General features: G+C 64.9%; 12 protein-coding genes and 1 tRNA gene. 11 read left to right on the forward strand and 2 right to left on the reverse strand.

From position 1 onward, the window contains the following. Positions 1 to 5 precede the first annotated feature (5 nt). From AC56LW_RS14795 to AC56LW_RS14825, 7 genes are all read left to right on the forward strand, one after another. Positions 6 to 1700: a hypothetical protein gene (locus tag AC56LW_RS14795; RefSeq protein ID WP_499635518.1), complete on the forward strand. Its 1695-nt coding sequence runs from the start codon at positions 6 to 8 to the stop codon at positions 1698 to 1700. Continuing rightward, positions 1700 to 3844 carry a hypothetical protein gene (locus AC56LW_RS14800; protein ID WP_499635521.1) on the forward strand — a complete coding sequence of 715 codons (2145 nt, stop codon included), beginning with the start codon at positions 1700 to 1702 and terminating at the stop codon, positions 3842 to 3844. The genes AC56LW_RS14795 and AC56LW_RS14800 overlap by 1 nt, the downstream gene beginning before the upstream one ends. A 29-nt stretch (positions 3845 to 3873) precedes the next feature. Further along, a complete protein-coding gene (locus AC56LW_RS14805) occupies positions 3874 to 4542 on the forward strand; it encodes a hypothetical protein (protein WP_499635524.1) in 669 nt (222 codons plus the stop codon). 179 nt (positions 4543 to 4721) lie between these two features. Further along, complete coding sequence (locus AC56LW_RS14810; RefSeq protein ID WP_332529965.1) at positions 4722 to 4904, forward strand: hypothetical protein; 183 nt, start codon at positions 4722 to 4724, stop codon at positions 4902 to 4904. Positions 4905 to 5023: 119 nt separating this feature from the next. Beyond that, a complete protein-coding gene (gene serS / locus AC56LW_RS14815; RefSeq protein ID WP_499635528.1) occupies positions 5024 to 6319 on the forward strand; it encodes a serine--tRNA ligase in 1296 nt (431 codons plus the stop codon). Between the two features lie 112 nt (positions 6320 to 6431). Further along, a tRNA-Ser gene (locus AC56LW_RS14820) sits at positions 6432 to 6521 on the forward strand. Between the two features lie 104 nt (positions 6522 to 6625). Then, positions 6626 to 7579, forward strand: a complete 954-nt coding sequence (locus tag AC56LW_RS14825) for a bile acid:sodium symporter family protein (RefSeq protein ID WP_499635530.1) — start codon at positions 6626 to 6628, stop codon at positions 7577 to 7579. On the opposite strand, the gene AC56LW_RS14830 is transcribed toward AC56LW_RS14825, so the two are convergent. Further along, positions 7576 to 8109, reverse strand: a complete 534-nt coding sequence (locus AC56LW_RS14830; protein ID WP_499635531.1) for an arsinothricin resistance N-acetyltransferase ArsN1 family B — start codon at positions 8107 to 8109, stop codon at positions 7576 to 7578. The genes AC56LW_RS14825 and AC56LW_RS14830 overlap by 4 nt on opposite strands. A 144-nt stretch (positions 8110 to 8253) precedes the next feature. Here AC56LW_RS14830 and AC56LW_RS14835 point away from each other — a divergent pair, with 144 nt between their 5' ends. The 4 genes from AC56LW_RS14835 to AC56LW_RS14850 are packed head-to-tail and all read left to right on the forward strand — an operon-like array spanning position 8254 to position 12254. Next, complete coding sequence (locus AC56LW_RS14835) at positions 8254 to 9759, forward strand: DASS family sodium-coupled anion symporter (protein WP_499635533.1); 1506 nt, start codon at positions 8254 to 8256, stop codon at positions 9757 to 9759. 25 nt (positions 9760 to 9784) lie between these two features. Next, complete coding sequence (locus AC56LW_RS14840; RefSeq protein WP_332529970.1) at positions 9785 to 10747, forward strand: phosphate acetyltransferase; 963 nt, start codon at positions 9785 to 9787, stop codon at positions 10745 to 10747. Beyond that, positions 10747 to 11970 carry an acetate/propionate family kinase gene (locus AC56LW_RS14845; protein WP_499635535.1) on the forward strand — a complete coding sequence of 408 codons (1224 nt, stop codon included), beginning with the start codon at positions 10747 to 10749 and terminating at the stop codon, positions 11968 to 11970. The genes AC56LW_RS14840 and AC56LW_RS14845 overlap by 1 nt, the downstream gene beginning before the upstream one ends. Then, positions 11967 to 12254 (forward strand): RNA recognition motif domain-containing protein, encoded by a 288-nt coding sequence (locus AC56LW_RS14850; RefSeq protein WP_332529972.1) that lies wholly within the window; start codon positions 11967 to 11969, stop codon positions 12252 to 12254. The genes AC56LW_RS14845 and AC56LW_RS14850 overlap by 4 nt, the downstream gene beginning before the upstream one ends. A gap of 76 nt (positions 12255 to 12330) precedes the next feature. Here AC56LW_RS14850 and AC56LW_RS14855 read toward each other — a convergent pair whose 3' ends face one another. After that, positions 12331 to 13017, reverse strand: coding sequence for a hypothetical protein (locus AC56LW_RS14855; protein WP_499635538.1), 687 nt, complete (start codon positions 13015 to 13017; stop codon positions 12331 to 12333). Between the last annotated feature and the right edge of the window lie 4 nt (positions 13018 to 13021).

Here is a 13021-nt window from a genome sequence, read left to right on the forward strand (position 1 = left end):
TTCTCATGATGAAGAAACATTTGCTGCCGGCGCTGCTCGCGCTGAGCTTCGCTGCGCCCGTCACGGCCGAAACTTTTCAGGCTAACGGTACCAGGGAACTGAGTATCAAGGCGAATGGAGACTTGATCAACGCTCGCCGTATCGCACGCGAGCAGGCCGAGAAGGACGCCGTGGCCAGCGTCCTCAAGATCAAGCTCAGCGCTGACCTGAACGACCCGAAAGTGCGCAATGCGCTGCCAGACCTGCACAAGCAGTTAGCCGACAAGCTGCGCACATCGTTCAGCGCCGAAGGCGACGTGCTCAGTGCGCGTAGTGTCCTGCAGGTCGAATCGAGCGAGTTCCTGGATCTGGCGCGTTCACTGGGCATCGGTTCGGGCGTGGCGGTCGCCAATGCCAGGGTGCTGTTCCTGATCGACGAGTACTACGGTGTCGGAACGCGACTCGACCCGTCGCTGCCGCTGGTCACTGAAATCGATTATTCGCACGACAAGAGCGCGATGTCGGACCAGAGTACATCGGTCGCGTCGTCGCGCAGCGCCTCGAGTTCAGCTGCCAGCGCCGCCAAGGGCAGCTTCAAGGCAGCCTCGTCAGACAAGGCCGCCTTCGCCGCCAGCTCGGCGTCGTCCGTTGCTGCGCGCGACCGCCAGACCCATAGCGGCTCTGCCAGCGGCGCGCTTGCGCTGCGCGACGGTTATGGCAATGCCGGCGCCGCGTCGGGCAGCGCCTCGTCATCCGGGGCGCGCGACACCCAGTTTGCCGGTGCCCAGAAATCGTCCGCCGCCGGCAGTGCGTCGTCGCAGGCGGCCATGAGCGCCACGTACGCAAACGCCAGCGCCAGCAAGTCGGCCAGTGCGGCCGGTTACTCGGCGCAGAACAATGATGTCCGGCGCCAGAATGACGTGGTCAACCTCAAGGTGCGCCAGGTCTTTGCCGGCATCGATAATGGCCGTCCGGTCGAGGCCAGCAGCGCCCTGATCACGCAGAAGCTGCAGCAGGTCGCGGGCGATTTCGGCCTGGCCTTTACCGACGAGCGCGATTTCCGCGTCGAAGGTGGCCAGCGCCTGACCGTCAGCGATATCGAGCGCCTGCAGAAGTTCGATGGCTATCTGGCGAAGGCAGCGGCAGGCAGCTACCGCGCCAAGTACGTCGTCTATGGACGTGCCCGCATGCAGACCGAAGGAACGAGTCCGAGCGGCCAGACCGAATGCTCCGGACAATTGCAGTTGACGTCGTCGAACGTCGACACCGGCGCCGGTTTCGTGGCCGGCACGATCGTCAAGCGCGCTACCGGCAGCAGCGACCAGAATTGCCGTGGCAACCTCTCCGAGTCGATGGCGCGTGCGCTTGCCGACACGATCGGGACCAAGGCCCAGCGCACCCTGCAGCAGGGCGCCGTCCAGGGCACGCCGTACTTTGTATCGATCTACAGCGCATTGCGTGTGCCAGGCAAGGTGCGGCGCGACTTCTCCAGCCGCCTGAAAGCAATCGAAGGCGTGGTCGAAGTCGGTGACGGCGACAACGCAACCGACGAGTTGCGCACCTGGAACGTCATGGCCAAGGGCAACTTCAGCGAGCGGATCGAGGACATGGTCGACGCGTTCAAGGAATCGGGTGATGCTGCGTACAAGGACGCCCGCTTCGAGCGCCGGGGCGACCGCCTCGTGATGTGCATCGAAGGCAAGTGCCCGGAGCGAATCTGATGGCGCGTTGTGTGCGCATGACCGGCAAGGTTGCCGTTCTGGCCATCAGTCTGGCCATCGGTGTTGCTGCCGTATTGCCGGCCGCAGCGGCATCGTTCTATCTGTTTCCCGTGCAGGAAATTGAGGGCATGTCGGTGGAGGGGCAGAAAGCACGCCGCATGCTCGATCCGGGTGTAATGGCGCGCTTGTTCGGGGACAAGGCCGGGCAGCAAGCGCAGGCTGCGCTGGTAACGCAGTTCGTCGACAAGTTGCACGGGGCCTATCCGGGCTCACTCATCCATGCGCGTCAGGTTGCCGACAACAACATCGGTCAAGGCCACCGCTTCGTCAATGACGGCAACCTGCAGTGCCGCGCGGCGCCGTCGTTCAAGGTGGCCGATACCTACGCCGTGGTGCTCGGCATCACGCGGGCATCGCTGTACAAGGTCGAACGCGGCGACAACGTCGAGGTGCTGGTGCCGGTGACGCTCAGCCTGCAGTTCGTCCGGCCGAGTCTGGCCAAGGTCGTCTACACGATGAGCGAGACAGTCTATACCCCGTTTCGCTTCAGCCGTAGCGAGTACGCATCGGGGGCGATGGATGCGACCATCCGCGCCGAAGTCCTCAAGAGCATCAGCGAACAGATCGGTACGCTGGTTGCCGGTGCCCGCGCTGCCTTTGACCCCAGGTCGACGATGGTCAAGCTGGTGGACCGCGACGGCAAGTTCCTGGTCACCGATCGTGGTGTTGAAGCCGGCTTCGTCAAAGGCGAGCAGGTCGAGGCGCGCTCTGCCGACGGACAGACCAGCATCTTCGACGTGCTCTACGCTGACAGCGGCTATGCCGTGCTGCGCAGCGCCTTGGGTTCGGCAAACGTGGGCGACAGCCTGCAATTCACGTTCGAAAGCACGGGTGACGACAGCCGCAAGCCACGCCTGATGCCTGTGGTTGCCAGCAACGATCCTGACGGTACGGCGGTCGCCGACATGTTCGGGCGCGCAATCGGCTTCAAGGCAACCTTCCAGCTCAGCCCGGTCGACGTGCATTTCGACCAGACCAGACAGCGCATCACCCGCGCTGCCAATTGTGTCGACTGGAGCAAATTGCCGAGCATGGCGCAGGCATCCGGTGAGCGGAACGATCCCCCCGATTTTTTCCTGCGCTTCACGCCTGTGAGCACGCCGTCCGTTGTCCTGAGCGGCGTCCGCGGCGCCGTCACCGAGGAACGCTTTCACACCCTCGTGACCGCACAAGTCGTCGACCGCTTCGGCAAAGTGGTGTTTTCGGAGCTGGGTGATGACGACCACCGGATCGAACGCGTCGGCGGCAACGGCCTGGGCCTGCCGGAAGCACGCGAAGTCGCCCTCAAGAATGCAACCGGCAAGCTCGCGGACAACTTCCTCGCCAATGTGCGCTTTGCCACGCGCGAACTGCGCGTGGTGAAGGTTGATGCAGAACGTCTCTGGGTCGAGGGCATGGACGGCGTGCCGACCGAACTGCCCAGCTTTGGCGTGCTTCATCCGCTTTCTGCCAAAGCGGGGAACAAGGCAGCGTTACTGGATCTGGACGTCCAGCCCGGCAGTATCAATGCCGTCGGCGATGGTGCCCTTGTTGGCCTGTCGTATTCGGCCGTCAATCCGGCATTGCCGCGTCCACAGCGTGGCGACATCGTGCGTCTGTATGGGCAGCAACTGGCCGGCGTGACGCGTGTGACCGATTGCGCGGAGCCGCCGTATGTCGGGCAGAACAATGTGGCCGAGGCGGCGTTTGCGGGGCCGCTGGTGCGCCACGCAGTCTATCGTTCGCGCAACTATGCCGGGCATGTGGGCGACCCCGCGTTTTACGACGCTGCCAACGCACTGCTGGGCACCGGCTTGTTCGACCTGCGGCTGCAGGCGCCGGCGATCGGTTTGTGCGTCCAGCCGGGATATGTCATGCGCGAAGAAGCGGCGCAGTGCGCCGGCGCCGCATGCAGTGCCACGTTGATGCTGGGCCTGCAAGCACGTTTCAAGGCAGGAGGCGAGCTGAAGCATACGGCGGCCTCGGGCTTGCGCACCGAATTCAGTGGGGTGCCGCCGCAGGGCAGGGAGGCATTCTACGGATACAAAGGACTGGGCAACGGGCTGTCAATGCAACCTGACCTGCTCAAGAAAATCGAGAACTGATCAACGTTACAACACAGGGATACAAAAAAATGAACAAGATTGCACAAGCTGTCGTCGTTGCCGCATGCCTGATGGGTGCAGGCGCGGCCCAGGCCCAGTTGGGTGGCCTGGGTGGCCTGCTGGGCGGCGCGAAGAGCAGCAGTGGCGGCGATATCGGCGCCAGCGTTGGCACGTTCGTCAACCAGAGCGCAGTGCTGGGCGCTCTGACCAGCCAGTCGCTGGTGGCGATCAATTCGGCCTTCATGAGCAAGGAAGACAGCGCCGTCATCAAGGCCGAACTGAATGCCATCAACAAGCTGACCGATCCGGGCGAAAAGAACGTGCGCACGAAACAGCTGTACGAGTCGCAGTCGGCCGAAACGAAGCGCCTGCTCGACTCGGGTGACATGAAGGGCCGCATGGCCACGCTCGACGCCGACGGGCGCAAACAGATCGGTAACGCCTTGCTCAACTTTGGTATCGGCGGCCTGCAAGCGCTTGAATTGACCAAAACCGGGCAGGCGCTGGTGGGCCAGGCCGGCGCCAATCCGATGAACCTGACGAAGATCATGCCGGTCAAGGACACCTTGCCACTGCTGGGGAAAGTCGTCAGCGATTCGGGTGGCATCATCGCTGGCGTGGTGAAACTGGCGCAGGGTGCCAAAATCGACGTGCCGAAAGTGACGGCCAGTTCCAAGCCGGTCGATCTGGCTTTTTAATCTGACATGGCGCATCGCGCCATTCAGGACGGCGTTGCCGTCGGTCGCATGGCGGCGCATTCTGCGCCGCAGTTCATGCGCTTCGTCGCAAGTCGATGGTGGTTCAGGGGATCGGTGGCTACAGTACCACCATACCGCAGCAAGTCTGCGAACCCTGAAACCACCACCGAGGAGCCATCATGAACATCCGCAAAAACTTCGAAGCCCTGTTCCTGGCCGTTGTTGCACTGGGCCTGGTTGGCAGCTACGTCACCGCAGACGAACGGCCGATCACGATCGCTGCAGCGACCGCGCCGGCGCTCGACATGGCCAGCATCCAGACCGTCGTCGTGAGCGCGCCGCGCCTGGCCGCCACGCTATAACTCACCGCCGATCGGTGGGCAGGCGAGGGCCCGGCAACGTCACTGCCAAATCTCGCAAGGAATGCCAGTCGGCTTGGTACAATTGTGGTTTCGATACACACAGCCTGGTCCAACCCGACATGATTGACATCCAACTTCTCCGCAAAGACATCGACACCGCTGCCGCCCGCCTGGCGACCCGCAAGTACCAGCTCGATGTGTCCGCCTTCAGTGCACTGGAGGCCGAACGCAAGGCCATTCAGACGCGCACCGAAGAACTGCAGGGCAAGCGCAATGCGCTGTCCAAGCAGATCGGCATGCTCAAGGGCAAAGGCGAAGACACGACGGCCGTGATGGCGGAAGTGGCGGGCCTGGCCGACGAGCTCAAGGCCAATGAAGCGGCGCTGGCGAAGGTGCAGGAAAGCATGGCGCAGTTCATGGCAGCCGTGCCGAACCTGCCGCACGAGAGCGCCCCGCAGGGCCTGGATGAAAGCGGCAACGTCGAAGTGCGCAAGGTGGGCGATGTGCCGGCATTCGACTTCGCCGTGCGCGACCACGTCGACATCGGCGAGCGCCTGGGCCTGGACTTCGAAACCGCCACCAAGATCACCGGTTCGCGCTTCTCGATGATGAAGGGTGGCATGGCGCGCCTGCACCGCGCGCTGGCGCAGTTCATGCTCGACACGCACACTGGACAGCATGGCTACACCGAGTGCTACACCCCGTACATGGTCAATGCCGATTCGCTGCGCGGCACCGGCCAGCTGCCGAAATTCGAAGCCGACCTGTTCTCGGTGAAAAAGGGCGGCGTCGAAGGCGAGGGCGAGACCTTCTACCTGATCCCGACGTCCGAAGTGTCGCTCACCAACGTCGTGCGCGATGAGATCCTCGCGCTGGACGCACTGCCGCTGAAGATGACGGCGCACACGCCATGCTTCCGTTCCGAAGCCGGCAGCTATGGCCGCGACACACGCGGCATGATCCGCCAGCACCAGTTCGACAAGGTCGAGCTGGTCCAGGTGGTGCATCCGGAGCAGTCATACGCGGTGCTGGACGAGATGGTCGGCCATGCCGAGTTCATCCTGACCTCGCTCGGCCTGCCGTACCGTGTCATGCTGCTGTGCACGGGCGACATGGGCTTCTCGGCCGCCAAGACCTTCGACATCGAAGTCTGGCTGCCGGCGCAGAACACCTATCGCGAGATTTCGTCGCTGTCGAACTGCGAAGCGTTCCAGTCGCGCCGCATGCAGGCCCGCTTCCGCAATGCCCAGGGCAAGCCCGAGCTCGTGCACACGCTCAATGGCTCGGGCCTGGCCGTGGGCCGCACGCTGGTGGCCGTGCTCGAAAACTACCAGCAGGCCGACGGCAGCGTGATCGTGCCCGAGGTGCTGCGCCCGTACATGGGTGGGCTGGAGCGCTTGACCCCGGCGGCTTGAAACAGGTGATGGAAGGGGAAATCAGCCACCGCGCATTTTCTCCCTTCCATTTCCCGATCAATCCGCTATAATGGCGGTCTCTTGCAGCTCACAGCAAGAATCGACCGAATCAGGAGAGGTGGCAGAGTGGTCGAATGTACCTGACTCGAAATCAGGCGTACGCGCGAGCGTACCGTGGGTTCGAATCCCACCCTCTCCGCCAAGTAGCATGGAACAAGCCACCGCAAGGTGGCTTTTTTCATTCCCGAACGCTGCCAGGATCCCAGTATGCTCGCCCGAATGTCATCCCGATTTCTGCCGGACCGAATGACCCTGATGCTGCTGGCCGTCGTGGCCGCCGCCAGCATCTTTCCGGCGCAGGGCGACGTTGCCGCCGTGCTGAAGGTCGTCACGATGGTGATGATCGGGGTGCTGTTCTTCCTGCATGGCGCCAAACTGTCGCGCGCTGCGATCATTGCCGGTGCGACCCACTGGCGCCTGCATCTGCTGGTGCTGCTGTGCACCTTTGCGCTGTTCCCCGTGCTGGCGCTGCTGTTCAAGCCCGGCATCCTGCTGCTGCTCACGCCCGAACTGTATCTGGGCATCCTGTTTCTGTGCCTGCTACCGTCGACCGTGCAGTCGTCGATTGCCTTCACGGCCGCGGCGCGTGGCAATGTGCCGGCCGCGGTCTGCAGCGCGTCGGTGTCGAGCCTGCTAGGCATCTTCCTTACGCCGTTGCTGGTGAGCGTGGCGATGCCGGCCTCGTCTGGCGCCGGCGCGTCGCTCGATTCGGTCCTGATGATCGTCTACCAGCTGTTGCTGCCATTCGTTGCGGGCCAGATCGCCCGGCGCTGGATCGGTGGCTGGGTCGATCGCCACAAGAGCCTGGTCAGGGGCGTGGACCAGGGCTCGATCCTGCTGGTGGTGTTTTCCGCGTTCAGCGCGGCCGTGGTGGAAGGGTTGTGGTCACGCGTGCCGCCCGCCATGCTGGGCAATCTGATCCTGGTCTGCATCGTCCTGCTGGCGGTCGTCATGCTGGTGGTGACGTGGCTGGCACGGCGCTTCGGGTTTTCGAAGCCCGATGAAATCACCATCGTGTTTTGCGGCTCGAAGAAAAGCCTGGCCACCGGCATCCCGCTGGCCCACGTGCTGATTCCTGCCGCCAGCATCAGCATGGTGGTGCTGCCGCTGATGCTGTTCCACCAGATTCAATTGATCGTCTGCGCGGTGATTGCGGGCCGCTACGCGCGCCGGCCGGTCGAGCCCGCCGATGAAATCTAGCCTGGCGTCAGGCGCATCTGCCAGTAGCCGACATCGAGCCACATCCCGAGCTTGAAGCCCACTTCTGCAAAGTGCGCGACCTTGGCAAAACCCAGGCGCTCGTGCAGGCGGACACTGCGCGCGTTCGGCTGCGCGATGCCGGCAATGACCGTGTGCAGGCCGCGTGCGCGCAACGCGTCCAGCAGCTGGGCGTACAGGCGCATGCCATGGCCCTGGCCTGCCAGGGCAGCATCGAGATAGATCGTGCTCTCGACCGCATGGCGGTAGGCGGGCCGGGCGCGCCATTTGGTAGCGTAGGCATAGCCGATGATGGTGCCGCCATCCGTCAGCACCAGCCAGGGCAGGCCGCCGTCGATGACGTCGGCGATGCGTGCGGCCATGTCGTCGGCAGTCACCGGCGCTTCCTCGAACGAGATGGTCGTGCCGTCGACGTAGTGGTTGTAGATGGCGCAGAGGCGGGCGGCGTCAAGCGGGCTTGCGGGGCGGATAGCGGTCATCGTCGGGTGCGACTCCATGTAAAGATCCATCATAAGACACGCCGGGCCCTACACCACGGCCTGCGTGAATACCCGACCAAACCGCTCAATGATTGATGCGGTGCAATATATTCCTGTTACTATCCAAACCACTAGTCAATATTTTTCGTTTCTGGTCGGTTAAGTAGAAGGAAGTTCATGCTGTTGCGCTTGCAGGCTGCGTTTCGTTATTTCAATCAGGCCGTGCCGTTTCGCCTGATTCCTGCTCTGGTCACCACTGCCGTACTGCTCACGCTGCTGGCCATTCCGCATCCCGCAGGCTTGACCTCTGGCGCATGGACGCTGGTGGCGATCTTTCTCACCACCATCGTTGCCATCATCCTGAAAGTCATGCCCATCGGCGTCATGGCGCTGATGGCGATCGTGATCGTGGCGTTGTCGCAGGTGACGTCCGGGTCATCGAAGGGCGCGATGGCCGACGCGCTGGGCAGCTTTTCCAGCCCGCTGATCTGGCTGATCGTCGTTGCCGTGCTGATCTCGCGCGGCCTGAAGAAGACGGGCCTGGGCAACCGCATCGGGCTGAACTTCATCGCGCTGCTCGGCAAGCGCACGATCGGCATCGGCTACGGGCTGGCCGTCTGCGAGCTGGTGCTGGCGCCGTTCACGCCCAGTAATACCGCGCGCGGCGGCGGCATCGTCCACCCGATCATGAAATCGATCGCCGCGTCGTTCGATTCCGACCCGGCCAAGGGCACCGAGGGCAAGGTGGGCACGTACCTGGCACTGGTCAACTACCACGCCAATCCGATCACCTCGACGATGTTCGTCACCGCCACCGCGCCCAATCCGCTGGTGGTGGACTTCGTCGCGCGCGCCAGCGGCCAGACATTTCAGCTGAGCTGGACCACGTGGGCGCTGTGCATGGTGCTGCCAGGCCTCGTGTGCCTGTTCCTGATGCCCCTGATTATCTACCTGCTGGCGCCGCCGGAACTCAAGCAGACGCCCGATGCGATCGATTTCGCGCGGGGCGAGCTCGCACGCATGGGGCCGTTGTCGGCCAGTGAACGCGTGATGCTCGGCACGTTCGGCCTGCTGCTGGCGCTGTGGGCGAACGTGCCGGCGATGCTGTTTGGCAGCGCGTTCACGCTCGACCCGACCGTGGTCGCCTTTGTCGGCCTGTTCATCCTGATCATCACGGGCACGCTCGACTGGGACGATATCCTGTCCGAGAAAAGCGCGTGGGATACCTTGATCTGGTTCGGCGCGCTCGTCATGCTGGCCGAGCAACTCAACAAGATGGGCGTGATCGCCTGGGCCTCGAACGGCATGCGCGACGCGATCGTCGCCAGCGGCATGGGGTGGGGCGCCGCAGCGAGCGTGCTGGTGCTGGCCTTCGTGTTCTCGCACTACCTGTTTGCCAGCACCACGGCCCACATCAGCGCGATGATGTTCGCGTTCCTGTCGGTGGGCGCCGCGCTGGTGCCGGGCCAGTACCTCGTACTGTTCCTGCTGATGATGACGGCGGCGTCTGGCATCATGATGACGCTGACCCACTACGCCACCGGCACCTCGCCGATCATCTTCGGCAGCGGGTATGTCACCATGGGGCTGTGGTGGAAAGTCGGCTTCATCATGTGCCTGTTCGAGCTGGTGGTGTTTGCCGTCGTCGGCGGCCTGTGGTGGAAGTTGCTCGGGTACTGGTGAGGTACCCACGTTCAAGGAGAGATTGATGACAGTAGTTGCGACGGCACATCCATACTATGACCGCCTGATCGAGGCCGGCCGCGCCAATGGCCCGGTGACGGTGGCGGTGGCGCACCCGTGCGACCGCTACGCACTCGAAGCGGCGCTCGACGCGGCCCGTATCGGCCTGATCACGCCGATTCTGGTGGGGCCGGCGGCGCGCATTCACGCCGCGGCCGATGCCGCTGGCCTGGACATCGGCGCGCTGCGCCTGGTCGACACGGCGCACAGCCACGCCTCGGCCGCGCGCGCCGTCGAACTGGTGCGCGAAGGGAAGGCCGCTGCATTGATGAAAGGCAGCCTGCACACGGATGAACTGATGGGCGCCGTGGTCGCCGCCACGACCGGCCTGCGCACGGCGCGGCGCCTGAGCCACTGCTTCGTGATGGACGTGCCGGGGCGCAGCGAACCGCTCATCATCACCGATGCCGCCATCAACATCATCCCGACGCTGGCCGAAAAACGCGACATCGTGCAGAACGCGATCGACCTGGCGCACGTGCTGCGCTTCGAGGGCGTGCGCGTGGCGATCCTGGCGGCAGTGGAAACCGTGAGCGACAAGATGCCATCGACGATCGACGCAGCGGCGCTGTGCAAGATGGCCGACCGCGGCCAGATCACCGGCGCGATCCTGGATGGCCCGCTGGCGATGGACAATGCGATCGACCCGCAGGCCGCCGCCGTCAAGGGGCTTGACTCGCCCGTGGCCGGGCGCGCCAATGTGCTCGTCGCGCCCGATCTGGAAGCCGGCAACATGCTGGCCAAGAGCCTGACCTTCATGGCCGGGGCAGCAGCGGCCGGCATCGTCCTCGGCGCGCGCGTGCCCTTGATTCTGACCAGCCGCGCCGATTCGGTCGCTGCGCGCCTCGCGTCGTGCGCCGTCGCCGTGCTGCTGGCGCGGCATCAGCTGGCCAGCGCCAGCGCCAATGCCAGCGTGGCGGGGCGCTGATGGCGACGCAGGACTGCATCGCGGTCATCAATGCCGGCTCGTCGAGCATCAAGTTTTCGCTGCATGCGCTGCCTGATCTGGCGCCGCTCTTCACGGGCAAGATCGACGGGCTGTATCGGGGCGCTGCGCGTTTCATCGCCCGCGACGCCGCCGGTCACACGGTCGGTGAACACGCCTGGACGACGCCGCTCGACCACCAGGCCGGGATGGAATACCTGATCGATTTCGCCGAGGGCCACCTGGATGGCTACCGCGTGTGCGCGGTCGGTCACCGCATCGTGCACGGCGGGGTCGACTTCAGCGGACCGGTGCAGCTGGACGACGCCGTACTCGATCGGCTGGCCGGCCTGATTCCACTGGCGCCGCTGCATCTGCCGCATAATCTGGCGCCGGTGCGCGCCTTGATGGCGCTGCGGCCCGGGCTGCTGCAGGTTGGCTGCTTCGACACCGCGTTCCATACGGCGCAGCCAGCGCTGGCGCAGGCGTTCGCGCTGCCAGAGGCGATCACCAGCCTGGGCATCCGCCGCTACGGGTTCCACGGGCTGTCCTACGAATACATCGCGGCCACGCTGCCGCAGTGCGATCCGGCGCTGGCCGGCGCGCGCGTGGTCGCCGCGCACCTGGGCAACGGCGCCAGCATGTGCGCGATGCAGGGCGGGCGCAGCATGGCCAGCACGATGGGCTTCACGGCGGTCGACGGCCTGCCGATGGGCACGCGCTGCGGCGCGCTCGATCCGGGGGTGGTCATCTACCTGATCGAGGAACTGGGCATGACGGTGGAGAGCGTGCAGCGCATGATGTACAACGAATCGGGCTTGCTGGGCGTGTCCGGCGTGTCGTCCGACATGCGCGTGCTGGAGGCGAGCAGTGACCCGCGCGCGCAACTGGCGATCGACTTGCTGGTGTACCGGATCGGCCGCGAACTCGGTTCGCTGGCGGCCACCCTGGGCGGACTGGACGCGCTGGTGTTCTCGGGTGGTATCGGCGAGAACAGCGCGCGGCTGCGCGCTGCGGTATGCCGTGACGCGGCCTGGCTCGGGGTCGAACTCGACCCTGCCGCCAACGCGGCGCCGGCCGCTGGCCCGGCCTGTATCAGCCTGGCATCGAGCCGGGTCGCCGTCTGGCTGGTGCCCGCCAACGAAGAACTGATGATCGCGCGCCATACGTATGACCTGCGTGAACTGCTCGATCCACCATTGCCTGATTCTGGAGAACACCCATGAAAGTCATCCTGTCGGGCCTGCACGCCGATGCCAGCGAAAGCGCCATCATCGACAGCTTCACCCCGTATTTTCACATCACGCAGGTGGACATGATCCGCGAAGGTTCGCCGGACAGCCCCTGGGCCGTGCTGCACATCGCCGACTCGTACGAGCACGCCTGGGCGGCCTGCAACAGCCTGCGCGGCGTCTTCCACCGTGGCAAGCGCCTGAGCGTGTACATCCCGACCCACCAGCCCGACATCTATCACGAGTTCGCGCCGCACGAGCGCCTCGATATCGCTTGAGCGTGGCGCCGCGGCGTCGCGCTCGACGCACAGCAATGCACGCACGCTGCCCCCGCTCGGGTGACATCCGGCGTGTTTACAAGCCCTGGTGACGCATCTGCGCCTGCACTGCGAATGCCATCGGCGCCGCGGGCGGGTACACCTCGTCGTACAGCGCGCGCAGTTCGGCGGCCGCATCGGGATCGCAGGTAATAGCGTCCGACACGCAACGACCGGGCCCGTAGTCGCGCGCGGCCGGCGCATGCAGGACCGTCTCGGCCAGCGTGGCATCGTCGACCCGCGCCACGTGCGCGAGAACGGCGGCGCGCTCGCTGACGTCCGGGCCTGCGCCGCCGCTGACCGCGACGAACAGCACCCGCATGGCGGGATTGAACGTGCGCGCGCCATGCAGACGCGCCAGCAGGCGGTATTGGAGGTCGAGCTCGAGCGCGCCGCCCCGCACCGGCACCACCACCAGCCGGCTCTCGGCCAGCACGCAGCGGCAGCCGTCGGTATCGCGCGTGCCGGCGTCGATCAGGATGTCGTCGAACAGCGGGCGCAACGCGGCCAGACGCATCTTGACCGCGCGGCTGCCCACCTGATGCGTTTCAATCCATGGCTGCACGCCGGCATGGCTGCGTTCCTCGGACCAGTCGCTATTGCCATTCCCGGCAGTGGTCATCAGGCACACGCGCCGGCCGCTTTGCGCGCGCAGCACCGCCAGGTTGCGCGCCACCACCGTGCGCTCCGGGCTGCTGTGTTGATTGACGATGGCGATGATCATGGGT

Source organism: Telluria sp. LT2P80 (genome assembly GCF_059685955.1).